Genomic DNA, 25,514 nt, shown 5'->3' on the forward strand with positions numbered 1-25,514 from the left:
TGCCCGGCCGCGTTCCGCCCGGCGCCGCCCGGCTACGTGCCCCTTCCGACTGCGTACCTCTCGGCTGCGTTCCGCGCGGCCCCGGTCGGGGACACAACGCGTCCCGGCCCCGGTCGGGAACACAACGCGTCACCCGCCCGTGCCCCCGCCCCCCAGGTGCTCCCGCAGCGGACCGCGCAGAGTCCGCTTGAGGACCTTCCCCGTCGGGTTGCGAGGCAGCGGTTCGTGAGTGAGCAGCACGTGCTCCGGAACCTTGAACGCGGCCAGCGTCCTGCCCACGTGCGCCTGCAGTTCTTCCGCCGTGACCCCGGCCTCCGGGCGCCGCCTCACGACCGCCGCGACCTCCTCGCCCAGGACCGGATGCGGAATACCGAGCACCGTCGCCTCCTCGACGTCCGGGTGCTCCTGCAGAGCGGCCTCGACCTCCATGCAGTAGACGTTCTCGCCGCCCCTGATCACCACGTCCTTGATCCGGTCCACCACGGCTACCCGCCCGTCCCGGACCACGGCGAGGTCCCCCGTGCGGAACCACCCTCCGACGAACGCCGCCGCTGTCGCCGCCTCGTCACGCCAGTACCCACGCACCAGGGACTGGCCCCGCAGCCACAGCTCCCCGACCTCCCCCTCCGGAAGCGGCTCCCCCTCCGCTCCGGCGATCCGCACCTCCGTGACGGGCGTCGGGGTACCGACACACTCCGGGTGGGCCCGGTACGCGGCACCGAAGTTGGCCAGGACCCCGCCGCTGGTCTCCGTGAGGCCGTAACCGTTGCGCGGCTCGATCCGCTCGCCGTGCCTGTCGGTGAGCCGGGCGACGAGGTGCGGGGGAGCCGCCGCCCCGCCTGTGCTCAGGCTGGTCAGGCTCTCCAACCCGTCACCCGCCCGGTCAGCTGAGGCCAGTAGCTGAAGCGCGGTGGCCGGCACACCGGCGTAGTGGGTGACCTGGTGCTCGCGAATGAGCCGCACGGCCTGGTCGGCATCCCATTCGCGCATCAGGACGAGAGTGCCTCCCGTCGCCATGGCCCCGTAGAGGCCGGTGAACGCCGCGACATGGAAGAACGGGAAGGTCATCAACGTGACCGGGGCCGGCCCCTGACCCGGGACGACGCCCCGGCCGAGGGCGGAGGCCGCTGCCTGGAAACGGGGATTCAGAGCCGCGCCCGTCTGAGCGAGCTGAGTGGCCACGGCCCCCTTGGGCCGCCCCGTGGTGCCGGAGGTGTAGATGATCGTCGCGTCGTCCTCCGGGCGTACGTCGACCTCGGGAGGAGCTTCCAGCGGATCGGGTTCCGGGAAGTCCGCGTACCGCTCGGCCTTCTCCGGAAGGCGGACGTCGCCACCCACTCCCCCGGCTGCTCCGTCCCCGGGTCGCTCCGCCCCGGTTGCAGCGTCCTCGAAGATGACGAAGCGTGCCCCGGCATTCACCCCCCACGCCTCCACCTTCGGCAACTGCTCCCCGTCGACCAGCAGGACGCGGGGCGCGCAGTCGTCGAGAGCGAAGCTGCACTCGGCCTCCGTCCACCAGGTGTTGAGCGGTACGGCGATCAGGCCGGCCAACTGGGCTGCCCAGAAGGCGATCTGCCACTCAGGGCAGTTACGCATCGCCACCACCGCCCGGTCCCCCGGCCGCAGCCCGTACGTCCCGGTGAGCCGACGCGCCAGCGCGGACGCCGCGGCGAAGAACTCCCCGTACGAGCAGACGCGTTCTCCCGCGACGAGGAACGGCTGGTCCCCGAACGCCCAGGTCGCCTCCACGAACTCGCGGAGCGTGCGCGGGCCGTTCGCGTACACCAGCGGACCGTGATCGGCGCGGACCACGGCGAACGGAGCACCCGGCGCGGTCAGCACCGCCTCGATGCGCGCCGTGACGGCCTGATCGGCGGCGGAGGCCTCAGGGGAAGCGGCGTCCTCCGTCGAGGAAGAGGACGACGAAGACGACGAAGGGGAAGGTACGGGGTCGGAATCGGTGGGGGGCACGAACGACCTCTCCAAGCGCTGGCTCAGCAACCCGGCGACGCTATGCCCGAGCCTGGCCCCGGTCAAGAACCGGTATCCGGCCGATGCTCCGGCCCCATGGCTCTCCTCGGCTGTCCGGACTCGTGGGCTCGATCATCGCCTTGGTGCTCCCCCGCTTCCCGGCCCTGTCCGGATCGCTCCCCTGCTTCCCCTGTCCGGATGCGTGCCGCGTCCCCGATCTCAGTCGTCCGCACAGCATGCCGGCGGACAAGCTGAGGACGGTCACGGACCAACTCCCGGGCCGCCTCCGGGTTCCCTGCACGGGTGCGGGTATGCATCGAGTACTTCACCTTCCGACGCACCCGCCCACGCCGGCCGGCTCCTGCGATCCAGATCACAGAAGGTGACCTGGAGCCGCACTCCTCAAGATCCACGTCGAGCGACCGTCCATCCCCAGGGCTCCGCCCCACTCGATCCGGTACCCTGTCGTTGGCCGCACAGCCACGGAACGGCACGCGACGGAAGCTCCCCTCACGGAGTCCCGCCGATAGCTCTCCCGGAACTGGTGTGACCAGGGCGTTTGTCCAGCAGACCCGAAGATCGCCACAATGCATCGACGGATCAGCTCGTCACGGGCCCGCCCCGCCTTCGTAGCTCAGGGGATAGAGCACCGCTCTCCTAAAGCGGGTGTCGCAGGTTCGAATCCTGCCGGGGGCACCAGCCAAAAGGCCCCGGACCGATCATGGTCCGGGGTCTTTGACATCCACGCCTGGCATCAACGGCCACGGTCACTCACGGCCTGGCCGCCTCTTGAGCAGCCGGTCCATGTTGCTGATCGCCTCACGCTGCGTGTCCTGGACAACGTGCGTGCAGACGTCCATCGTGATGCTGATCTGGCTGTGCCCGAGGATCTCCATCACGACGCGAGGAGCCGCGCCGGCCGACGTAGGTGCCAAGGTGCCGTTTCCGGCCATCGAGAGCTGCTACCCGTTTCACTACCTCATCAAGGCACCCGGCTCTGGCTGCGCCTGCGCTCCTGCCTTCGGCCCGCTCGGCGCTGCCGCCACCGACGCGCGTCCGCGACGGATGGGCCCACGGGGCATGAGACGAGTACCAAGCCCGCGGCTTCAAGACTTGCTTCCGGCGGGGGCGCTCAGGCTCCGGGGTGGGAGGGGCGCCCTTCGCGGGTGCTGGCGGATTCGTGGTGAGCGTTCTGGGCTCCCATCCCGACCACCTTCGACGCCGAGCGGTCGCGGCCCACAAACGTATGGACGTGGTCCGGTTCCGCGTACTTCTCGCATTCCCACTGCTCCTCTGCTCATGGCCCCTCCTGGCAAGCAGCGCAGCCGAAGCGCTGGCTTTCCAATTCATGGGGGAATCACGGGACTGCGGCTGAGGGCGGGGACCACAACCAGCAGCCGCCGCATCTGCATCCTGCAGGTCAGGCGGCAACACGCCCACCTCGCTCCTGCTGGTGCTCATCTCATGCCGTTCAGTGCGTTACTGATCTCCAGAAGGCGCCCCTCGGGCAAAGCGAATGCGTTGCCCGGGTTTCGGTAGGAGTGCTCACCGTCGTTGATCCAGACGCCGCCTGCCGGCCTCCACCGGGCGGGAGCCCATTGGCCTTGGTTTGCAAGGAGCATCCTTGCTACCTCGGCGGGCTCCTCGATCAGGGTGAGAGCATCGAGCGCATTGGTGAGAGCCGGTGCTGCATCGTCGGGAAGCAGCGCGTCGCCGAGTGTGGGAAAAAGGAGCAACAGACGGGCGTCAGCATCACCAACGCCTTCTGTTGCCGACTGCCGAGCAGCGGACAGCAGCTCAGGCCAGGCCATGCCGGGCCCCATGAAGTGCCCGTCGTCCACAGCAAGGGTTTCCGCTGCGGGCCAGGCCGACTGATGGATCAAATAGTCCACGCCCCATTCGTCCACGAAGTTGCGGTAGACGACGTAGATGATGTGACCTGAGCGCAGCGGCACGCTGAACACGGGCCACTCATGCTCCGAGGACAGTGTGCGGTACAGCTCCATGGCGGCATCCCAGTCGGCGCCGAACGCGGCTCGTTATGCGTCCTCCCCGCCCAGACAAGAGCCGAGGTGCACAGGCCAGAACAACGGGTCGTCCAGGTAGGCGTCGCCCCGGACCAGGGGGCCGCCTTCGTATCCGGGGATCTTGAGCACGTGCAGATGATGGCACGCGGGACAGTCACGGCGTCAGGAGCGAGTTTCGGCACTCTCCCGTCTCAGTCTCCGTCTCCTTCAGTGTCGTTCGCGGACGTTCGGATGAGACCGGAGCCAGTAGCCGGTAGCTCAAGCGGCCACCCATGAACGCAGGTGCACGGCCCCGTACGAGGACCTCTGCGCCACCACCACAGTCGGAAAGCGTGCGCCCCCGAGCAACCTCCTCGGTCCGTCGTGCCCCGCTGCGCGCCGCAGTGCGCCTTCCGCGAAGAAGAGGTGCCCGGCGATCCTGCACTGGTCCGTACGACGGTCGAGACCGGGGGTGGGAGACGTGGCTCGTACGCAGTCCAGGTGTGGAGCGCTCACGGAGAAGGGCACTCGGTGTGAGCGCCTGGCGATGATCGGCGCGTCACGATGCAACCTGCACCGTGGCGAGTGGTCGTCGTACACCATCAAGAAGCGCAAGGAAGCCGAACGCAAGGCGAAAACACGCAAGCGTCGCAAGTGACCCCGGAGGATGTGAGGTGACGTCCATCGCTGGCATCAACGCCAGCGGACAGCGGCGGCACGGTGCGTTCTGACGCGGCCACAGCCGCCCCGCACGGGACTGGTGGACAAGCGGCCGGACCGAACTTCCGAAGCGGGTGTCGCAGATTCGAATCCTGCCGAGGGCACCACACAAGGGGCCAGCTCGGGGCGGCTTCACCCTCTCCGATCCGGCCCTTTCGCATGCCCCGTCCGACCCGGGCGAGCATGCCCCGGTTCGGCGTCTCCCTGTCACGTGCGGTTCGGCACATCGCACGATCGGCCCGGTACACGGTCGCGATCCGGTGATCGAGCACTGACGGGTACCAGGGCGGCGACCCAGGAGTACGGTCGCGCCCCGACCGACCCACTCGTGCACCACCCGGTGCGAGCCCGCCACCCATGGGCCCCACATGGCGCCACCCGGCACCACCTGACACAGCCGTGCGCCAAAATGGTGCCACCCAGTGCCGCAACGGCCCCATACGAGCCCCTCCCCGCGCCCGCCCCGACGGAAAGCGCCACCCACGCACCGCATTTCCGCAGGCGACGGACGCCCCTACCGCGCCCGACCGGAAAAGACGCTCCACGGACTTGCGCATGGCGCCATCTTGGTGCCACTATGGCGTCATGGATCTCACCCCGTATGTCGACACCCTCCGCCGCGAACTCGCGGTGGCCGCCGAAGCCGGCGGTGACGAAGCACGTGAGCTGGCCGAGAGGCTCACCGCTCCCCTGGAGTCGGCGGCGCGGCTGACCATGCTGAACGTGCTCTCCGCCGCGATGGACGAGGTCACCCGTGATCTCGCCCCGGGCTCGGTCGACGTTCGGCTGCGGGGGCTCGACCCCGACTTCGTGGTGACCCCGCCGCCCACCGAGGCCGGCGCCCCCGCCGAACCGGCCCCGGCCGCCGAGCCGTTCAGGTCCCCGCCCCCGGCCGACGGCGACGAGGGCGGCACCGCCCGCGTCAACCTACGCCTGCCGGCCCACCTCAAGGCGCGGGCCGAGGAGGCCGCGGCCCGTGAGGGTCTGTCGGTCAACGCGTGGCTGGTGCGCGCCGTGGCGGGGGCGGTCGAGGGCGGCACCCGGCCGCGTGCGACCGAGAAGAGTCAGACCCTCGGACAGAGCTTCAGGGGGTGGGTGCGTTAACCGCACCTCGCCCCGCCCACCCCCACTTCACCTATGACGCGTCCCCTCAGCCGGGACGTCCTGACGAGCCAAGAGGACGGGACAGCCATGCCTTCTTTCGAGACTCCTGACGCGATCTCGGTCATCGCGTACGTGTACTCCGGTTCCATCCAGTTCACCGCGGGCGAGCGCTCCGGGACCGTCGTCGAGGTGCGGCCCCGCGACCCGAAGAAGGACATGGACGCGCGTGCGGCCGACCAGACCGAAGTCGCCTTCACCCACGGTGTCCTGACGGTCAGTACGCCCAAGGCCGGCCTGCTCGGGCGTGGCGGCACCGTGGACGTGACGGTCGAACTGCCCACGGGCTCACGCATCGACACGACCGGGGCCGCGGCCAACGTGATCGGCGAGGGCCGGCTCGGCGAGGTCCGGGTGAAGACGTCGGCCGGTGACGTCCGCCTCGACACCACCGGCCCGCTCCACCTGAAGGCGTCGCACGGCTCCATCACCGTGGACCGGGTCCAGGGCCTGGCCGAGATCACCACCAACACCGGCAACGTCCGCGTCGGCCTCGTCGACGGTCCCGCCGTCCTGAAGAACTCGCACGGTGCCACGACCGTCGGAGCCGTGACCGGCGACCTCCGGGTGAGCGGCGCCAACGGCGCCGTCGACGTCGCGCGGGCCGAGTCCTCGGTCTCGGGTACCACGACCAACGGGGGTCTCCGCATCGCCGAGGTCGTCCGCGGCGACGTCCAACTGGAGACGTCCAACGGGCCCGTCGAGGTCGGTGTCCGCGAAGGCACCGCCGCCTGGCTCGACGTCAGCTCCAACCGCGGGCAGGTACGCAATACGCTCGCCGCCTCCGAAGCTCCCGAGCGGACCGAGGACACCGTGAAGGTCCGCGCACGGACCAACTGGGGCAACATCAACATCTTCCGCGCCAAGGCCTGAACGCCCTCCGGCACCGAACGTCCTCCAGCCGGCCCGCCCCGGTCACCTCACCCTTCGAACAGGAAGCACCCATGCCGATACCTGTCATGCCCACGTCCAGTACTGCTCGTGATCGCACCTCGCCTGCGGCCGTCTCCGCCCTCGGCCTGCGCAAGTCCTACGGCGACAGGACCGTCCTCGACGGCATCGACCTGCACATCCCGGCCGGGTCCGTCTTCGCGCTCCTCGGACCCAACGGCGCCGGCAAGACCACCACCGTGCAGATCCTGTCCACCCTCCTCACCGCCGACGGCGGGCAGGCCCAGGTCGCGGGCCACGACCTCGCCGCCGCCCCGCAGGCCGTGCGTGCCGCGATCGGTGTCACCGGCCAGTTCTCGGCGGTCGACGGGCTGATCACCGGCGAGGAGAACATGCTCCTCATGGCCGACCTGCACCACCTCTCCAAGCGCGAGGGGCGTCGGGTCACCGCCGAACTGCTGGAGCGCTTCGACCTCACACAGGCGGCGAAGAAGCCGGCCTCCACCTACTCCGGCGGGATGAAGCGCCGCCTCGACATCGCGATGACCCTGGTCGGCAACCCGCGCGTCATCTTCCTCGACGAACCCACCACCGGCCTCGACCCACGCTCGCGGCACGCCATGTGGCAGATCGTCCGGGAACTCGTCTCCGACGGCGTCACCGTCTTCCTCACCACCCAGTACCTGGAGGAGGCCGACGAACTCGCCGACCGCATCGCCGTACTCCACAACGGCAGGATCGCCGCCCACGGCACCGCCGAAGAACTCAAGCGGCTCGTCCCGGGCGGGCACGTCCGACTCCGCTTCACCGACCCCACCGCCTACCGCGCCGCAGCCTCCGCGCTGCACGGCGCCTCCGCGAACGACGAGACCCTCACGCTCCAGGTCCCGAGCTCCGGTACCTCACGCGACCTGCGGCGCCTCCTCGACCGGTTGGACAGCGCGGGCGTCGAAGCCGACGAACTCACCGTCCACACCCCCGACCTCGACGACGTCTTCTTCGCCCTGACCAGCGCCCCCGCCCTCCCCTCCCAGCCCGAGGAGACCGCACGATGAGCTCCCTCCCCCTCGCCGTACGCGACTCCACCACCATGCTGCGGCGTAATCTCCTGCACGCCCGCCGCTACCCGTCGCTCACCCTCAACCTGCTGCTCACCCCCGTCATGCTGCTCCTGCTCTTCGTCTACATCTTCGGCGACACCATGGCCGCCGGGCTCGGGGACGGCCCTGCCGACCGCTCCGACTACATCGCCTACATCGTCCCCGGCCTGCTCCTGATGACCGTCGGCAGCACCGTGGTCGGCACCGCGGTCTCCGTCTCCAACGACATGACCGAAGGGATCACCGCCCGCTTCCGCACCATGGCCATCCACCGTGGCTCCGTGATCGTCGGACATGTCATCGGCAGCGTGCTCCAGTCCGTCCTCAGCGTCGTCCTCGTCGGCGCCGTCGCCGTGGCCATCGGTTTCCGCTCCACCGGCGCCACCCCCCTGGAATGGCTCGCGGCCCTCGCGCTCCTCGTCCTCTTCGCGACGGCACTCACCTGGATCGCGGTCGGCATGGGCCTGGTCAGCCCCAACGCCGAAGCCGCCAGCAACAACGCGCTGCCCCTGATCCTCCTGCCGCTTCTCTCCAGCGCCTTCGTCCCCGTCGACTCCATGCCGGGCTGGTTCCAGCCGGTCGCCGCCTACCAGCCGTTCACCCCCGCCATCGAAACCCTGCGCGGCCTGCTGCTCGGCAGCGAGATCGGTCACAACGGCTGGCTCACCGTCATCTGGTGCCTGGGCCTGGCGGTGCTCGGCTACCTCTGGTCCACCGCGAGGTTCAACAGCGACCCGAAGTAGGAGTGGGGCCCGCCCCCGCACACTCCGCCCCAGGGCGGCGTACCCCGGCTGCCGTCGGCGTACGCCGCCCTCCTCAGCGCAGTTCCTCGGGACACGGAGTCCCCGGCTGCAACTGGTACGGCGCCGCGAGCCGGTAGACGCCCGGGCGCGGGGCGAGCAGTTCCGTCCACTCGTCGCCGTCGGGGTCCTCCTCCACCTTGATCAGGCAGCCGTGCTCGTTGGTGAAGTCCTTCGGGGCGTCGGCGTCCTCCTCCGCACGCTTCCTGGAGGCCTCCGTCTCCTGCGGCCGCTCCACGCTCTTGCCCTCGTCGTCCACGAGGGCGAGCCACCGCGAGTACGGAATCCGGATCAGCACCCTGCCCGCCGACCGCACCCGGATCGTCAGTTCGTCCGCACCGGCCCGCTCCACGGTCGCCGGCGGGTCGGCGAGCGGCACCGGGTCCAGTACCCGGAAGAGCTTCCAGTTGGCGTTGCTCCAGACGGCCCTCAGGTACGGCTGGCCCTTCTCGACGAGCGCCGCCTCCTGCACCGCCCCGCTGGAGTCCGGCTTCCCGGTCGGCAGCACCACGTAGTGCACGGCCCAGCGGTCGAGCCACTCGCGGTAGTTCACGGCGTTCAGGGTGTCGTCGTAGAACAGCGGGTTGCGCTTCATGTCCGCCTGCCGGTTCCAGCCGCGGGCCAGATTCACGTACGGCGCGAGGGCCGAGGCCTCCCGGTGGCTGCTGGCGGGCACGACCTCGACGCGGCCCCGCTGCGCCCCGGCCTTCTGGAGCTGGTGGACCAAGGGGGCCAGCTCACGGTTCCAGGACGCGGTGGGGGCGGTGCGCACTATGTCGTCGACGCCCTTGTAGCAGATCCAGAAGTTCAGCCCGGCGAACGCGATGACGAGCGCGTACCAGCGGCGGGTGCGGGGGGCCGTGTACGGCAAGGCAGCCAGCAGGACGACCCCGGCGAACAGCATCGCCATCCGGGAGACGTTCGACCCGATCTGCGAGTCGACGACGTACGTCAGCAGCGTCCCGACCCCGTACACCGCGGCGGCCGTGCGCACGGTGCGCCAGTCCCGGGGCACCAGGAAGAAGATCAGGACGGAGAAGAGGAACGGCATCGACAAGGTCCCGAGCGACATCGGCTGCGTACCCGAGAAGGGGAACAGCCATGCGGACAGGACCACGACCGCGACCGGCGCGAGACCGAGGGCGTACGCCCCGGGGCGTCGTTTGTTCAGGAAGAGCGCCGCCGCGACCACGCCGAGGAAGAGCCCCGCGACCGGGCTCCCCGCAGTCGCGAGCCCGGCCAGCGGTGCGGCGACCGCCGCCTTCGCCCACCGTTTGTAGCGCCAGCGGTACGGCCAGCAGAAGACCGCCGCGACGGCCCCCAGGGCGAACATCATGCCGAGGCCGAAGGTCACCCGCCCGGACAGGGCGTTGCAGAGGTAGGCGAAGACGCCGGCCAGCGAGCAGGCGAGGGGGTTCCGGACGGCGGGCACCCTGACCAGGATCAGCGCGGTGAGCACGGACGAGACCGTGCCGACGACCATCATCGTCGTGCGGACGCCGAGCAGCGACATCAGATAGGGCGACACCACGCTGTACGAGACGGGGTGCATCCCGCCGTACCAGGCGAGGTTGTACGCCGTCCCGGGGTGCCGGCCGACGAACTCCGCCCAGGCGTCCTGGGCGGCGATGTCACCGCCGCTGTTGGCGAAGAAGAAGAACCACAACAGGTGCACGGCCGCCGCCACCGCGGCCGTCACCAGGACGGTGCGGCGCCACGGGCGGTGGCGGGCGGTGCGGCGTGTCCCGTCAGGTCCGACGGGGCCGGGCGGCCTTTCCTCGTTGCCGTCACGGGGTGCCGGCATCCTGCCGGACACGGTCGCGGGAACGACGTCCCCGTTCGCCCGCGTCGGCTCAGCGGTGGTCACTTCGACTCTCCCCGTCCTCGCCCGGGCCCTGCCGAACCGACGATGTGCTGCACGGGCTCACGTACCTCGAAAGGACGCCTCCGAGCGTCCACACGTTGTTCCCGGGACGCTAGCACGCGCTGTATCACCCGTCCCTCCGCGCTGTTCCTCGCCGCCCGCGCCGACGGCGCCCGGACCGCGCGCTCCTTCGCGGGACCGGACACCCCGGTCCCGTGCCCCTCGGAAAGGGGACACCCCCGCCGCGCGGCGGGCGCGGCGGGGGTGCGGGACGTGACGGGTGCCCGTCGGCTGATCCGCGTCAGTTGATCCGCGTCAGCTTGTCGCCGAAGGTCGGGTCGGAGAGTGCGCCGTCGAGCACCACCGGGACCTTCACCTGACTGGCTCCCTCACCGACCGTCATGGTGCCGACGCGGGTGCCGGCGGCTGCCGCATTCGGGATCGTCCTGCCGTCGTCGGTCAGTTCGAGCTCGACCGTGAGACCCGGCCACCCGACCGCCTTCACGTCCTCGGCCGCGACCACGTCCGTGGTGTGGCCGAAGCCGTCGTCGACGGTACCGACGACCTGCCCCTTCTTCACGATCGCCCGGCTCTCCAGCAGCCCCTGCGTGGCGACCATGACCTCCTTGCTCACCGCGTTGACCGTGTCGATGATCGGCGGCTTGTGCTGCCCGAGCACCGCGCCGACGATCAGCTGGTCGGTGTCGCCGACCATCTTGTGCGCGGCGAAGAGCAGGTTGCCGCCGGCCTTGGTCGTGGTGCCGGTCTTGATGCCGAGGGCGCCGTCGTACGGGACGAGGGTGTTGTAGTTGCGCCACTGCTTCCCGGACGGGTCCGTCCACGAGGACAGCTTGGTGATCTCCATCAGCGCGGGGATCTCGACGAGCTTCTGGCCCAGCTTCACCTGGTCCTCGGCCGTGCTGACCGTCGTCGCGTCGAGGCCGGACGGGTCGGTGTACGTGGTGTTCTTCATGCCGAGTTCCTCGGCGGTGTCGTTCATCTTCGCGACGAACGCCTTCTCCGAACCGGCTTCCCAGCGGGCCAGCAGCCTCGCGATGTTGTTCGCGGAGGGGATCATGACGGCGGCGATGGCCTCCTGCTCGGTGAGGGTGTCACCGGCCTTCACCGTGTCGAGCGTGGACTCGCCGACGGAGCTCAGTCCGCCCTCCTGCTCCGCCTTGGCGTCGACCGGGATGTCCGCCCCGTCCTCGCCCTTCTTCATGGGATGGCTCTTGAGCACGAGGTAGGCCGTCATCGCCTTGGCGACGCTGCCGATCGGCACCGGCTTCTGCTCGCCGAACGAGTCGACCGTGCCGAGGCCCGTGGCCGCCATGTAGCCCTGGCCCTCGTCGGGCCACGGCAGCGTGGGCTTGGCCCCCTCGAAGGCGTACGACGACTTCGCGGTGAGCGAGAGCACGGGTTCCGGAAGCGGCCGGACGGCCTGCGCGATCGCAAAGATGACCAGCACGAGCAGGACCAGGGGCGTCCAGATCTTGACCCGCCGCACCGCCGTACGGACCGGAGTCTCCGGGGGCGGCGGTGTGTTGGTCAGCTCGGCGAGCAGGTCGAGGGGCGGCTTGGGCGGCATGGGCTGCTGCCTGGTCCGCTCGGCCTCGGTGAGCCCGGCCGCCGGTCCTGCCGGGGTGCCGGGCCCGGCGGTGAGGTCCGGGGTGGCCGGGGGCAGGCCCGATCCCGGCCGGCGGGGCGCGGGGGCCGGTTTCGCGTCGTCCGAACGCAGCGGTACGAACGTACTCGTCCGCTCCGCGGGAGCCTCGGGGGCCGGCTCGGACTTCTCGCCCTGGGAGACGGGGAGTTTCAGCGCGGTCGTCGGCTGGTCGACCCGCTCCGTACGCAGCGCCTTGAAGACGGCCGTCGGCTGATCGATACCTCGCTCGTCCCCGGCGGACCCGGCCGGCTCCTCGGCCCCAGGAGCGTCCTCCGCCTCGGGCTTCGCCTGCTGCTCGGGCTTCGCCTGCCCCCCGGGCTTCGCCTCGGGCTTCGTCTTCGCCCCGGTACCGGCCTCGGTCCCGGTCCTCGCCGCGGCACCGGCCTCGACGGCGGCCTCACCGCGGGTCTTCGGCACCCGGGCGGCGCCGGCGGCCTTCGGGCCCTCGGCCTTCGCGTCGCTCTTCGGGCTCTCCGCCGCGTCCGGACGCGCTGCGGAGTCCTCCGCGTCCGCCCGGTCGGCGTCCTCGTCCGTGGCCGTGGCGGCCTGCGGCGCGGCGGCGTCCTTGCCGTCGTCCTCCGCGACCCAGGCGGCCACGGCGGCACGCAGCCGGGCATCGGTCGGCGCGGTCGACGTGCCCGTCCCGACGCCGGTGTCATCCCCGGAGCCGGCCTCGGACACGGGCTCGGTCCGGGTGTCCGTCGCGGAGCCCGGAGCGGTCCGGGCGTCGTCCGCCGCGGTCTCCGCGTCCGGCTTCCCACCGGGCACGGAACCTGCAACGGGCTCGGGCTCGGGTTCGGAGCCCGCCGTACGCTCCGACCCGGGCCCGGAAACGGGCCCGGGCTTCCCGGCCGGCGCGCTGTCCACCGGAGCGCCGTCCACCGCCGGCTCCGCGGAACGGGATGCGCTCGTGCCCGACTCCGCGTCGTCCGCACCACCGTCCGCGCGCTCGCCACCGTCCGCGCGCTCGCCACCGTCCGCGCGCTCGTCGACGTCCGGCCCCTTCGCCCCGGAAGCGTCGCCGGACGCCCCGGATGCGGCAGCAGGCGCCCCGGAGGCGTCCGCCGAAGCCTCGGAGGCATCCGCGGGCACCCCGTCCTCCGTACGGCCCGCGGAGGAGCCCTTGCGGGCCTCCACGCCGTCCGCGGTGTCGGCCGCAGGACGCGAGGCGCTCTCCGCTCCGCTCTCCCCGGCCACCCCGCCGTCCGGAGTGTCGCCCGCGGCGTCCGCGGGATGCGGCGTGCGGAAGACCGCCGTCGCCGTATCCGTCGCGGTGTCCGGCGTCCTGCCCGTCGTACTCCCGCTCCCGCTGTCCGCAGCGGTGGCCGGTTCGCGGAACACGGCGAAACGCGGATCGCGTTCCTCAGCCGTCCCCGACGACTTCCGCTGCTCCGACCTGTCGGGGGACTCGCCCGCCACCGATGCCTCCTTCATGCGCCGCGGGGACATGCCCGCACTGTCCGAACCATCTACCAGTGTCCTGTGTGAACCCTTGGCCGGGCTGCTAGACGAGAACGACATACCTAACGGTTCCCTCACAAAGCACCCAGGCACTCTCGACAGACCAATGTGAGAGGGGTCACCCTGTCACTCATCCACGCGGGGAGGCATGGATGGGCAGGAGCCGCAGAACAATTCCGGAGGAGCTTCTGCTGCTCGCTCTGGACCCGACCACGGGTACCACAGCGCAGCCGCAGTCGCTCGACCTCGGCCTGGCCGGGGCACAGCTAGTGGAGCTGGCTCTGGCAGGACGGATAGCCCCTGACGGGGATCGTATCGCCGTGGTGATGCCACGGCCGACAGGAGATCCGACTCTGGACTCCGCACTGGAACTGCTGCGCCGTCGCGGCAGCCCGGTTCGGGCCGTCCACTGGATCGGCGGGCCCCGACTGGGACTTCGCCAGATCTACCTCGCCCATCTGGAGCGGTGCGGCATGGTGCATGCCGTGGCGGGCCAGATGTGCGGAGTGCTGCCGACGACTCGCTACCAGGCGACGGACACGGCGATCAGCCGGGACATCAGAGCCCGGCTGGACAGTGCGATCCGCACCGGCGTACCGCCGGACCCGCGGACCGCGGCGCTCGCCGCACTGGCCCACGCGGTCGGACTCGGCAAGCACCTGTACCCCGGCAACGAGGGGCGTTCATCGCGCTCCCGGCTCCGGGATCTGATCAGGCACGACCCGATGGGCGGCCTCGTGGCACATGCCGTGATGGACGTCCAGAACGGTGTGGCCGTCCAGCCGCGCCGTAACCAGCAGACGGCAGGCGTGCCGTTGCAGCCGCAACCTCAGTCGCGTCGCGGCAGCATGGCGCACACCTCCGTCCACTGACCGCGCGCACCCCTGCGCGGAACACCGCACACCGCCGCACCGACGTCCCCATGACCCGGTTCGGGAGCCGCACCACGCGCGGGGCAGCCGGATCCACCGACTGCCCCGCGCGCTTGCGTGTGGCCGTTTCCCAGCGCGCCCGGGGCAAGGGGTGGCAATCTGCTGAGCAGTAGATACGCACAGCTACCACAGCTGCATAGCCGGAGGTGCCGTTTCCGTGCCGACCAACGTCAACCCCACCGTCCGACGACGCCGGCTGGGCCAGGAACTGCGCCGCCTGCGCGAGATCAAGGGCATGACGGCGGAGGAGGTGGCGGAGCGCCTGCTGGTCTCCCAGTCGAAGATCAGCCGCCTGGAGAACGGCCGGCGGTCCATCAGCCAGCGCGACGTCCGCGATCTGTGCGGGGTGTACGAGGTCGAGGACCACCGGATCGTCGACTCGCTCATGCAGATGGCGAAGGACTCCCGCCAGCAGGGCTGGTGGCACGCCTTCGGGGACATCCCGTACAGCGTCTACATCGGACTGGAGACGGACGCGGAGTCCCTGCGCGTGTACGAGCCCCAGATGGTTCCGGGCCTGCTCCAGACGCGGAGTTACGCGGAGGCGCTGATCACCGGCGCACTGCCGGAGGCGCCGCCGTCCGAGATCGAGAAGCGCGTCAACGTCCGGGCACGCCGCCAGGACCGCGTCAACGCACCCGACCACCCCCTGCGGCTGTGGGCCGTCATCGACGAGTCCGCCCTGCGCCGGCTGGTCGGCGGCAAGCAGGTCATGCGCGAACAGCTCGAGCACCTCGTCGAGCAGTCGCTGCTGCCCCACGTGACCGTGCAGGTACTGCCGTTCGAGATGGGCGCGCACCCGGGCATCAACGGCCAGTACGCGGTCCTCGAGTTCCCCGACGCCGCGGATTCCAGCGTGGTGTACATCGAGGGCGTCACCAGCGACCTCTATCTCGAGAAGGCGAACGACGTGCAGCGGTACAGCGTCATGTACGAGCATCTCCGGGCGCAGGCACTGAACGCGGACCAGACCCGTCTCTTCATCGGTGAGATCGCCAAGAGCTACACACGGTGAGACGTCCGCCGGGGAGCCCCGGAACATCGATGCGGGAGCAGCCGGGGCAGCGCCCGTGCAGCAGGGGGCAGTACACCCGGACGGCCGCCGGACGCCCGGGGTGACCGCCACAGGAAGTACGGGTTCGGAAAGGGGTACTTCTGCGCGCTTTGCCGTGATGTCAGCAATGCGGGGCAGGAAGATACACCGTCACCATCTCGGGACGGAAGAGGCCCATGGGATATGCCATCCGGTCGAGTGAACGACGCACCCACGCTGTGAGGTTGGCGAGTAGCGTCGATCACGCCGACGGGAACGAGGTTGGCGCCGATCCACACACCTCTCTGAACCGGAGTGAACATGGCTATTCTTCAGGGCGCGACGGATAACTGGACGAAGTCGTCGTACTCCGGCGGCAACGGGGCGTGCGTCGAGGTCAAGTCCCCCGTCACGCAGGCCATCGCCGTACGCGACTCGAAGGCCCCCGAAGGCCCTTCGCTCACCTTCGTACCCGGGGCGTGGAACGCTTTCGTGCGGGATGTGGCAACGGGCACCGCCACGGCCTGACCCACGGACCCCGGCCGCGCACGCCGGCCGCCGCGCACCGCAGCAGGAGCCCTCTCGACCGGTCCGCCGTCCTGGCCGAGGGGGCCCGGCCCGCCGCGGGATCCAGCAACACGACGTCCGCCCCGCTCACCGGAGGCCGGACAGCAGTCCGGCATCCCGGACTCCAGTTGCTCAGCTCCCCCCTTGTCCTCGACCGCACGGGACCCGCATCCCGTGCGGTCGTTCTGCGTTCTCGGGCATGTCCTGAGTTGCTTCCAGCTCTGCACAGCCTGACGAAGTGCCCGCTCATCGTGTGGCCGCGGTCACGTTCACGACAACGCCCACCCAGGTCAAGAAAGCGTAAAATCGTTCGCCTTGCTGATCTGCGTTCACATCCCTGACCGAGAAAACCTTGACCGGCGGACCGGACAGGCGGTTCAATCCCCACGTCCCGTTCCCGCGCGGGGCGCCGCTGAACGGCCGTACAGGCGAAGTGCGTTCCCGTTCACAAGGCGGACCCCTGGAGGGGGCATGAACAGTCTCGACTGGGCCGTGCTCATCGGCTACTTCGGTGTGATGGTCGCGATCGGACTCTGGTCGCACAGACGCGTGGACGACGTCAGCGACTTCTTCACGGCCGGCGGCAAGATGCCGTGGTGGCTGTCGGGCATCTCGCACCACATGTCCGGCTACAGCGCGGTGATGTTCACCGGCTACGCCGGTATCGCGTACCAGTACGGCGTCACGTCCTTCGTGACCTGGTCGCTGCCGATCGCCATCGGCATCGGTATCGGTGCGAAGCTCTTCGCGCCCCGGCTCAACCGGCTGCGCTCGCGGTTGCACGTCGCCTCACCGCTCGAGTACCTGAAGAACCGCTACAACATCCAGACGCAGCAGGCGCTGGCCTGGTCCGGACTGCTGTTGAAGATCGTGGACGTCGGCGCCAAGTGGGCGGCCATCGCCACGTTGCTCTCCGTCTTCACGGGCATCACCCTCACCCAGGGCATCTTCATCACGGGCGCCATCACCGCGGTGTACTGCACGGTCGGCGGGCTGTGGGCCGACGCGCTCACCGAGTTGGGGCAGTTCGTCATCCAGCTCTTCGCGGGCCTCGCCATGTTGTTCATCGCGATGAGCAAACTGGGCGGCTTCAGTTCGCTGTGGACGGTGTGGGACAAGCTGCCGGAGGGCCACACGAGCCCGACGGCCGGGCCCTACACGGTGACCTTCCTGCTCGCGTACCTCTTCATCAAGACCTTCGAGTACAACGGCGGCATGTGGAACCAGGCCCAGCGCTACATGGCAACGGACTCCCCGCGCTCCGCCACCCGTTCGGCGCGGCTCTCCGCCCTTCTGTGGCTGGTCTGGCCGACGGTCCTCTTCTTCCCGATGTGGGTCGCCCCCCTGCTCGTCGAGGCGAAGAAGCCGGACGCCTCGGACAGTTACGCGCTGATGACCGAGCAGCTGCTGCCGCACGGTCTGCTGGGTCTGGTCGTCGTCGGCTTCTTCTCGCACACGATGGCCATGTGCTCCTCCGACGCCAACGCGATCTCGGCCGTCTTCACCCGGGACATCGCCCCGGTCTTCTCCAAGACGGCCCGCACCTGGAGCAACCGCAGCGGTCTGCTGGCCGCACGGCTGTCCACGCTCGCCTTCCTCGGGCTGTCGATGGCGCTGGCGACCCAGATCAACTCACCGACGTTCAAGGACATCATCTCGGTCGTCATCAAGTGGGTGGCCGGTCTGATGGGGCCCATCGCGATCCCGTTCATGCTGGGCCTGCTGCGCAGGTTCCGCAGGTCGGGGCCGACGGCTGCGCTCACCAGCTGGGCGGCCGGCCTGCTCGCCTTCTACTTCACCAACTACGACTTCGACGGTTCGGTGAAGACGGACGTGGCCCTGCAGTACCAGGTGGCGCTGCCCCTGGCGATCTCCCTGGTGCTGTACATCGTGATCGGTTACATCAAGCCGGAGGACACCCCGGAGCGGGACGCGCTCATCGAGAGGATCAACTCGGACGACGGCAGTCCTGTGGGGGCGGCCACCGCCGCGGTCCCGGCGCAGCAGACGGGCCCGGAGGGCACGGTGGTTCCCGAGGGGGCCAAGGACTGACCTGCGTGCCGTTCGAGGGACACACGCCGTGCGCCGCGCGAGGGAGTCCGGCGGGCGCGAGGCAGGCTGGTACGGGGGACTCGGACAGAGGCGGGCGCGACGGTGCCCGCCCCTGTCGGTCCGCCGTCCGTGTCCGTCGGCCGCGCCGCCCTTGTCCGTCCGCCGCCCGTCCCGGACCGTGAGCCCGGCCCCAGGGCCCTCACCCCCGTGGGTAGCGGGCCAGCCAGCCGGGGGCGACCGCGGTCGGGCTGTGCAGGGCCGGGCCCTGGGTCATCTCCATCGCGAAGTCGTCGGACAGCTCGAGGAGGGTGGAGCGCCCCTCCAGCTCGGCGAGCCACGCGGGGGGCAGCGCCGTCTCGCCGTGCAGCGCCCCCAGCAGGGTCCCGCATACGGCCCCGGTGGCCGCGGAGGGACCCGAGTGGTTCACGGCGAGCCGGAGGCCGTGCCGTACGTCCTCCCCGACCAGGGCGCAGTACAGCGCCACGGCCAGGACCTCCTCGGCGGAATCCGTGTCGCCGAGTGCCTCGATGAGCGCGGGCCCGGGAATGCCCTGGCGTACGGAGCCGAGGGCCTGCCGCAGCGCGTCGGTGACCTGCTCGTTGCCCGGGCGTTCCGCGAGGAGCGCGAGGGTGCGCTGCACCGAACCGTCCAGGCTCTCGCCGCGTAGGAGCCCGTGCACCAGGAGGGCGAAGGCGCCCGCCGCCAGCTGGGCGGTGGCGTGGCCGTGGGTGTGGGCGGCGCATTCGACGGCCAGCTGGAGGACGAGCTGAGGATCCCAGCCGACGAGGAGCCCGAAGGGCGCGGAGCGGGTCAGTGCGGCGGAGTCGCGTGCGGCCGGGTTCTTGGGCACGGCGAGGGTGCCCATCGTGGCGTCACCGAAGCCGACCAGGCATTCCCGGGTGGGGGCCCGCCGGGCGTACAGCCACTCCTCGCAGGCCAGCCAGCCGTTGTCAGCCCGGCGCTCGTCGGGGCCCCAGGCGCTCTGCGTGGCCGCCCACCGCAGATGGGCGCGGTGCACGTCGGTGGGCGGGTGCCAGGCGCCCGTGTCCCGCCGCACCTGGGCCCGTATCAGCCCGTCCACGGTGAACAGGGTGAGCTGGGTGACGGCGGTGACGGACCCGCGCCCGGCGGGGGAGGCGACGAAGTCGGCGACGCCGTCCACGCCGTGGGCGGCCCGTATCTCCTCCAGGGTGAGCGGGGCGACGCCGGCCCCGAGCGCGTCACCGATGGCGCCGCCGAGCAGGGAGCCGCGTACCCGGCTGCGGAAGTCCTGTTGCTCGGCACGGCCCCAGACAGCTGTGGATCCTGTGGTCCCTGTGCTCACCGTGCCCCTTCCGTCCGGCCTGCCGTGCACGACTGCGCAAGCACTGTAATCGAACGGGAAGGGCCGGATCAGGGCCGGAACAGTATGTACGGACTAGCGTGCGAGAGCACTCCGAACGGCATTCCTCACGGTTTCCGGACGGGCCTTCCGAGCAGGTGCGGCAGGGATTGCGCACATTCCTCCTCAGGCCGAGGGCCGCCTGGACGGAGCACGACCGCCCGCGCCGGGACCGCGTCCGCGGCTCCGGCGCGGCACGGTCGTCAGCCGAACTGGCCGGGCTGGTAGTCGCCGGCGGGCTGCTGGACGATGACGTTCAGGCGGTTGTAGGCGTTGATGAGGGCGATGAGGGCCACCAGAGCGGCGAGCTGGTCCTCGTCGTAGTGCTTGGCGGCGGCCGCCCAGGCCTCGTCCGGGACTCCCCCGGCCGCGTCCGCGATGCGGGTGCCCTGCTCCGTGAGCTCCAGCGCGGCGCGCTCCGCGTCCGTGAACACGGTGGCCTCGCGCCACGCCGCGACGAGGTGGAGGCGCGTCGAGGTCTCGCCCGCGTGGGCCGCCTCCTTGGTGTGCATATCGGTGCAGAAACCGCAGCCGTTGATCTGGCTGGCGCGGATCTTCACGAGTTCCTGCGTCGCGGCCGGCAGGGTCGAGCCGCCGACCGCCCTGCCCGCCGCGTTGATGTGCTTCCCGAACTCGGCCGCGAGCCGGTTGCCGAAGAGGTTGATCCGTGCGTCCATGGTGCACTCCCGTGCCGTCGCCGTTGCTGACACCTCTTCGACGGAACGGGCCCCCCGCGATGTGACATCGGGAATTGTGACCCCGGTCTCTCCCCCGGTCGGGCAGTCCGCGCAGCCCGTCTCCCCGCACCGTCCCTCGGGTACGCCCCCGGGCGGAGCCACCGGCGTCCCCGTACCCCTGCGCGGTGGATCGGGTCGGGGTCGGCGAGGGGGCCCCGCCCGGAGAAGGCGGGGCCGGGACAGCCCCCGCGAGCTCCTCCGCCCGCCCTGTCCGACCCCGGCCGGCCCCGGGTGCGTCAGCCCTCCAGCACCGGCAGCAGGTCCGGAAGGTGCCCGTCCGAGGCCGCCGCGGCCGCGACGCGCTCCGCGGGCACCTCGCCGTACAGCGTCGTACGCGGCTTCGCCGGCCGGCCCGCGAGCTCGGCGATGGCGACGAGGTCCTGGACCGAGCGGTACGAGCCGTAACCGGACCCCGCCATACGGGAGATGGTCTCCTCCATGAGCGTGCCGCCCAGATCGTTGGCGCCCGACCGCAACATCTCCGCCGCGCCCTCCGTGCCGAGCTTGACCCAGCTCGTCTGGATGTTGGTGATGTGCGGGTGGAGCAGGAGCCGGGCCATCGCGGTGACGGCCCGGTTGTCGCGGTCGGTGGGTCCGGGGCGGGCGATGCCCGCCAGGTACACGGGGGCGTTGGTGTGGATGAAGGGGAGGGTGACGAACTCCGTGAAGCCGCCGGTCTCCTGCTGGAGGCGGGCCAGCGTCCGGAGGTGGCCGAGCCAGTGACGGGGCTGGTCGACGTGGCCGTACATCATCGTCGAGGACGACCGCAGGCCCGTCTCGTGCGCCGTCCTGATGACGTCCAGCCAGGTGGCGGTGGGCAGTTTGCCCTTGGTGAGGATCCAGCGGACCTCGTCGTCGAGGATCTCCGCCGCCGTGCCGGGGACGGAGTCGAGACCGGCCTCCTTCGCGGTGGCCAGCCAGTCGCGTACGGACATGCCGGTGCGGGACGCGCCGTTGACGACCTCCATCGGCGAGAAGGCGTGGACGTGCATCCCGGGGACGCGTTCCTTCACCGCGCGGGCGATGTCGAAGTACGCGGTACCGGGCAGGTCCGGGTGGATGCCGCCCTGCATGCACACCTCGACCGCACCGACGTCCCAGGCCTGGGCGGCACGGTCGGCGACCTGGTCCAGGGAGAGGGTGTACGCGTCGGCGTCCGTGCGCCGCTGGGCGAAGGCGCAGAAACGGCAGCCCGTGTAGCAGACGTTGGTGAAGTTGATGTTCCGGGTCACGATGTAGGTGACGTCGTCCCCGACCACGTCACGGCGCAGCGTGTCGGCGATCCGGCACAGCTCGTCCAGCGCGGGACCGTCCGCGTGGAGCAGGGCGAGGGCCTGGTCGTCGGTGAGCTTCGTGGGGTCGTCGGCGGCCTGGCTCAGGGCCTGCCGTACGTCGGCGTCGATGCGGGAGGGGACCATGCCGGGGGCGGCGGCCTCACGCAGGGCTTCCCAGTCGCCGTACACCTCGTCGAAGTCGTCGCGCCGGTCGCCGGTGCGGCCCTCGGTGTCGATGCTGCGGTGCAGGTCGGTCCGGCCGGAGGAGCTGAAGCCCTCGTCGGGCTCCTGCCAGGGCAGCCCGGCAGGGATCGCGCCCTCCTTCGCGAGGCCCGTCTCCGGGTCGGCGAGCGCCCGTACGTGCGGGAGGAGGCGCGGGTCGAGCCACGGCTCGCCGCGCCGGATGAACTCGGGGTAGACGGTGAGGCGTTCCCGCAGCTCGAAGCCGGACTCGGCGGTTCGCGCGGCCAGTTCCTCGATGTGCGGCCAGGGCCGCTCGGGGTTCACATGGTCCGGGGTGAGGGGCGAGACGCCGCCCCAGTCGTCGATGCCCGCGCCGATCAGCAGGGCGTACTCGGCGTCGACGAGGTTGGGCGGGGCCTGGATACGGGCCGAGGGGCCCAGGATGTGACGGGCGACGGCGACCGCGGCGGCCAGTTCCTCCAGCTCGGCGTCCGGCATCCCGCGCATCGCGGTGTCCGGCTTGGCGCGGAAGTTCTGGACGATGACCTCCTGGATGCCGTGATAGGCGCGGGCCGTCTTCCGGAGCTCGAACAGGGAGTCGGCGCGCTCCTCGTACGACTCGCCGATCCCGATGAGGATCCCGGTGGTGAAGGGGACGTTGGACCGCCCGGCGTCCTCCAGCACGCGCAGCCGGACGGCCGGCTCCTTGTCCGGGGACCCGTAGTGGGGGCCGCCCCGCGTGGACCACAGCCGGGTCGCCGTCGTCTCCAGCATCATGCCCATGGACGGAGCCACGGGCTTCAGCCGCTGAAGGTCGGTCCAGGTCAGCACCCCGGGGTTGAGGTGCGGGAGCAGACCCGTCTCCTCCAGCACCCGGATCGCCATGGCCCGTACGTACGCCAGGGTGTCGTCGTACCCCTCGGCCTCCAGCCAGGCGCGCGCCTCGGGCCACCGGTCCTCGGGCCGGTCGCCGAGTGTGAACAGCGCCTCCTTGCAGCCCGTCTCCGCACCCCTGCGGGCGATGTCGAGGACCTCGTCGGGTGACAGGAACATCCCGTGCCCGGCGCTCCTGAGCTTCCCGGGGACGGTGACGAAGGTGCAGTAGTGGCAGGTGTCGCGGCAGAGCCGGGTCAGGGGGATGAAGACCTTGCGGGAGTACGTGATCACTCCCGGCCGGCCCGCGGCGTCGAGTCCCGCGTCCCGCACCCGGGCCGCGGAGCCGGCGAGATCCGTCAGGTCCTCGCCGCGCGCCTGGAGCAGGACGGCGGCCTCGGTCACATCGAGTGCGACTCCGTCACGGGCCCGCTTGAGGGCCCGCCGCATGGAGTTGGTGGTCGGGCGTCCGCGCTGAGGATCGGTCATGGAGCGAGCATACGAGCGCCTTCCCCCTCCCGGACCAGCACCTCTTCCTGCCCCGGCCGGCCGGGGCGCCGCGGCGCCTCGGGCGTTGTGCGTCGTTTGCACCGTAAGGTCGGACAAGTGATGGAAACGATCGTCTTCGACATCGGTGAGACCCTCGTTCGCGACGACCGCCACTGGGCCTCCTGGGCCGACTGGCTCGGCGTCCCGCCGCACACCGTGAGCGCTCTGGTGGGCGCGGCGGTGATCCAGGGCCGGGACGCCACCGAGGCACTGGCCGTCCTGCGCCCCGGCATGGACGCGACCGAGGCGTACCACGCCCGCGTGGCGGCCGGCCGAGGCGAGTACCTGGACGAGACGGACCTCTATCCGGACGTCCGCCCGGCACTGGCGGAGCTGCGCGCACGCGGTCTGCGGGTCGTCGTGGCGGGTGACCGCAGCCGCCGCGCCGGGGAGTTGCTGCGGGCGCTGGACCTGCCAGCGGATCTCGTGGTCACCTCCGAGGAGTGGGGCGTGACCAAACCGGACCCGGAGTTCTTCGCCAGGGTGCTGGACGTCTCGCACGCTCCCCCGCACGCCACCCTGTACGTCGGTGACCATCCGGCCGAGGACCTGTTCCCGGCGAAGTCCTCGGGGCTGCGGGCGGCCCACATCCGCCGTGGCCCGTACGGTCACTGGTGGGCCGGCCACGCGGACGTCACGGAGACGGCGGACTGGCTGATCGACTCCCTCACGGACCTGCCCGCCCTGCTGGCCCGCCCCGCCGGGAGCCCCCTGCCCTCGTGAGGCAGGGGACGCGGGCGCCGGGCCCGCTTCCCGCGTCCCCTGCCTCACGACGGCGGGCCCGGGGCCGTTACTTGGTGAGGACCGCCGTCATGACCTTCTTCGCGATGGGACCGCCGAGGCCGCCGCCGGAGATGTCCGAGCGGGAGATGTCCATCGCCGTCGGGTCGATGAACACCGCGACCGCGACCGACTGGCCGTCGGCCTTCTTCCCGTACGAGACGAACCAGCCGTACGGGACCTCCTTGCTCACGTCGTTACCGCGCTGAGCCGTGCCCGTCTTGCCGCCCACCGTCACGCCGTCGATGAGGGCACGCTGCGCGCTGCCCTCCTTGGCGGTGAACTCCATCATCTCCTGGACCTTCCTGGCCGTCTCCGGGGAGACCGCCTGGCTCTTGAGCTGCGGCTCGTTCTTCTCCAGGGTGGACAGGTCCGGGCCGCGCAACTCGTCGACGATGTACGGCTGCATGAGCTTGCCGTCGTTGGCGAGGGCCGCCGTGACCATGGCCATCTGCATCGGGGTGCTCGTGAGGCTGCCCTGGCCCATGCCGGTGAGGGCGGTGCCGGGCTTGTCCAGCTGCCCGGGGTAGAGGCTCTTCGTGGCGAGCATGTCGCCGAAGGCGTCGGAGTACACGTCCGCGTTGAAGCCGAACTTCTCGGCCGTCTCGCGCATCCCCTCGTCGCCCACCTTCAGTGCGGCGTCCAGGAAGACGTTGTTGCAGGAGTACTGCATGGCCGTCTTCATCGACGCCTTGCTGCAGGTCGCGTCCCCCGCCTCGCTGCTGATCCGGCTGCTGGACAGCGGCAGCGGGTACGGGGAGACCGCGTCGGTCCGGGCGTCGACGTCCGTGACGACACCGTGCTCCAGGGCGGCGGCGGCGGTGAGGATCTTGAAGGTGGAGCCGGGCGGGAAGGTCTCGCGCAGCGGGCGGTTGGCCAGCGGCTTGCCCTTGTCGTCGACCAGCGCCTGGAACTTGTCGCCTTCCTTGAAGGAGTTGCCGGCGAAGACCGTGGGGTCGTACGAGGGGGTGGAGACCAGGGCGAGGACCTTTCCGGTCGCCGGGTCGAGGGCGACGACCGCGCCCCGGGCGCCCAGATCGGTCAGGCCCTTGTAGGCCGCCTCCTGGGCCTTCGGGTCGATGGTCGTGATCACATCACCGCCGCGCCGCTCCTCACCGGTGAGGATGTCCTTGGCGTGGCGGAAGGCGAAGCGCTCGTCCTGGCCGCTGAGGATGCTGTCGTACGTCTTCTCCAGGAGGGACATGCCCTGCGCCTGGGAGGCGTAGCCGGTGACCGGGGCGTACATCGCGCCCTGCTTGAACGTCCGCCGGTACTTGAAGTCGGTCCCCTCGACCGCCTTCGACCCGGTGATCGCCTTGCCGCCGACGATGATGTCGCCGCGCGGGGTGGCGAACTGGGTGATCTTGACACGCCGGTTGTGCTCGTGGGTCGCGAGTTCCTCGCTCTCGGCGTACTGGAGCCAGTTGGCCCGTATCAGCAGAGCCAGCATCAGCAGTCCACAGAAGACGGCTATGTGCCGCAACGGCCTGTTCATCGTGCTCCCGCTCCCAGG

General features: G+C 70.7%; 17 protein-coding genes, 1 tRNA gene and 1 pseudogene. 10 read left to right on the forward strand and 9 right to left on the reverse strand.

The window, feature by feature from the left end:
• Positions 1-129: 129 nt before the first annotated feature.
• Complete coding sequence (locus BA175_RS28625) at positions 130-1,971, reverse strand: class I adenylate-forming enzyme family protein (RefSeq protein WP_438947381.1); 1,842 nt, start codon at positions 1,969-1,971, stop codon at positions 130-132.
• Between the two features lie 623 nt (positions 1,972-2,594).
• Between BA175_RS28625 and BA175_RS28630 the strand changes: the two genes are divergently transcribed.
• Positions 2,595-2,670, forward strand: a tRNA-Arg gene (locus BA175_RS28630).
• Positions 2,671-2,738: 68 nt separating this feature from the next.
• On the opposite strand, the pseudogene BA175_RS28635 reads toward BA175_RS28630, so the two are convergent.
• Together BA175_RS28635 and BA175_RS28640 are read right to left on the reverse strand one after the other, a co-directional pair.
• A pseudogene (locus tag BA175_RS28635) lies at positions 2,739-2,897 on the reverse strand (site-specific integrase); the annotation flags it as partial.
• A gap of 531 nt (positions 2,898-3,428) precedes the next feature.
• Entirely contained in the window at positions 3,429-3,977 is a 549-nt protein-coding gene (locus BA175_RS28640) for a hypothetical protein (RefSeq protein ID WP_254668015.1), read from the reverse strand.
• A 1,305-nt stretch (positions 3,978-5,282) separates the two neighbouring features.
• Between BA175_RS28640 and BA175_RS28650 the strand changes: the two genes are divergently transcribed.
• The 4 genes from BA175_RS28650 (at position 5,283) to BA175_RS28665 (ending at position 8,592) form a co-directional block, all read left to right on the forward strand.
• Positions 5,283-5,801 carry a toxin-antitoxin system HicB family antitoxin gene (locus BA175_RS28650; protein WP_069174477.1) on the forward strand — a complete coding sequence of 173 codons (519 nt, stop codon included), beginning with the start codon at positions 5,283-5,285 and terminating at the stop codon, positions 5,799-5,801.
• An 87-nt stretch (positions 5,802-5,888) separates the two neighbouring features.
• Positions 5,889-6,731: a DUF4097 family beta strand repeat-containing protein gene (locus BA175_RS28655; RefSeq protein ID WP_069174478.1), complete on the forward strand. Its 843-nt coding sequence runs from the start codon at positions 5,889-5,891 to the stop codon at positions 6,729-6,731.
• Between the two features lie 71 nt (positions 6,732-6,802).
• Complete coding sequence (locus BA175_RS28660) at positions 6,803-7,804, forward strand: ATP-binding cassette domain-containing protein (RefSeq protein ID WP_254668016.1); 1,002 nt, start codon at positions 6,803-6,805, stop codon at positions 7,802-7,804.
• The gene (locus tag BA175_RS28665; protein WP_069174479.1) at positions 7,801-8,592 is read left to right on the forward strand and encodes an ABC transporter permease; all 792 of its coding nucleotides are present in this window, start codon (positions 7,801-7,803) and stop codon (positions 8,590-8,592) included. The genes BA175_RS28660 and BA175_RS28665 overlap by 4 nt, the downstream gene beginning before the upstream one ends.
• 73 nt (positions 8,593-8,665) lie before the next feature.
• Here the strand turns inward: BA175_RS28665 and BA175_RS28670 are convergent, their stop codons facing one another.
• Positions 8,666-10,516 (reverse strand): MFS transporter, encoded by a 1,851-nt coding sequence (locus BA175_RS28670; RefSeq protein ID WP_069174480.1) that lies wholly within the window; start codon positions 10,514-10,516, stop codon positions 8,666-8,668.
• Positions 10,517-10,814: 298 nt separating this feature from the next.
• A complete protein-coding gene (locus BA175_RS28675; RefSeq protein ID WP_079159864.1) occupies positions 10,815-13,628 on the reverse strand; it encodes a hypothetical protein in 2,814 nt (937 codons plus the stop codon).
• A 164-nt stretch (positions 13,629-13,792) separates the two neighbouring features.
• On the opposite strand from BA175_RS28675, the gene BA175_RS28680 reads away from it, so the two are divergent.
• The 4 genes from BA175_RS28680 (at position 13,793) to BA175_RS28690 (ending at position 18,224) form a co-directional block, all read left to right on the forward strand.
• Positions 13,793-14,512, forward strand: coding sequence for a GOLPH3/VPS74 family protein (locus BA175_RS28680; RefSeq protein ID WP_069174481.1), 720 nt, complete (start codon positions 13,793-13,795; stop codon positions 14,510-14,512).
• 217 nt (positions 14,513-14,729) lie between these two features.
• Positions 14,730-15,587: a helix-turn-helix domain-containing protein gene (locus BA175_RS28685; protein WP_069174482.1), complete on the forward strand. Its 858-nt coding sequence runs from the start codon at positions 14,730-14,732 to the stop codon at positions 15,585-15,587.
• Positions 15,588-15,926: 339 nt separating this feature from the next.
• Positions 15,927-16,133 (forward strand): DUF397 domain-containing protein, encoded by a 207-nt coding sequence (locus BA175_RS30295; RefSeq protein ID WP_079159865.1) that lies wholly within the window; start codon positions 15,927-15,929, stop codon positions 16,131-16,133.
• A 510-nt stretch (positions 16,134-16,643) separates the two neighbouring features.
• Positions 16,644-18,224 (forward strand): sodium:solute symporter family protein, encoded by a 1,581-nt coding sequence (locus BA175_RS28690; protein WP_069174483.1) that lies wholly within the window; start codon positions 16,644-16,646, stop codon positions 18,222-18,224.
• A 199-nt stretch (positions 18,225-18,423) separates the two neighbouring features.
• On the opposite strand, the gene BA175_RS28695 is transcribed toward BA175_RS28690, so the two are convergent.
• The 3 genes from BA175_RS28695 to BA175_RS28705 all read right to left on the reverse strand — a co-directional run bounded on the left by BA175_RS28695 (position 18,424) and on the right by BA175_RS28705 (position 23,161).
• Positions 18,424-19,548, reverse strand: coding sequence for an ADP-ribosylglycohydrolase family protein (locus BA175_RS28695; RefSeq protein ID WP_069174484.1), 1,125 nt, complete (start codon positions 19,546-19,548; stop codon positions 18,424-18,426).
• Between the two features lie 260 nt (positions 19,549-19,808).
• A complete protein-coding gene (locus BA175_RS28700; protein ID WP_069174485.1) occupies positions 19,809-20,282 on the reverse strand; it encodes a carboxymuconolactone decarboxylase family protein in 474 nt (157 codons plus the stop codon).
• A 296-nt stretch (positions 20,283-20,578) separates the two neighbouring features.
• On the reverse strand, positions 20,579-23,161 hold the full coding sequence (locus BA175_RS28705; RefSeq protein WP_079159866.1) for a bifunctional FO biosynthesis protein CofGH: 2,583 nt from the start codon (positions 23,159-23,161) through the stop codon (positions 20,579-20,581).
• Positions 23,162-23,281: 120 nt separating this feature from the next.
• On the opposite strand from BA175_RS28705, the gene BA175_RS28710 reads away from it, so the two are divergent.
• Positions 23,282-23,944 (forward strand): HAD family hydrolase, encoded by a 663-nt coding sequence (locus tag BA175_RS28710; RefSeq protein WP_069174486.1) that lies wholly within the window; start codon positions 23,282-23,284, stop codon positions 23,942-23,944.
• Positions 23,945-24,011: 67 nt separating this feature from the next.
• Here the strand turns inward: BA175_RS28710 and BA175_RS28715 are convergent, their stop codons facing one another.
• Positions 24,012-25,496 carry a peptidoglycan D,D-transpeptidase FtsI family protein gene (locus tag BA175_RS28715; protein ID WP_069174487.1) on the reverse strand — a complete coding sequence of 495 codons (1,485 nt, stop codon included), beginning with the start codon at positions 25,494-25,496 and terminating at the stop codon, positions 24,012-24,014.
• Positions 25,497-25,514 lie beyond the last annotated feature (18 nt).

Source organism: Streptomyces griseus, assembly GCF_001715295.1.
Lineage (GTDB): Bacteria > Actinomycetota > Actinomycetes > Streptomycetales > Streptomycetaceae > Streptomyces > Streptomyces griseus_G.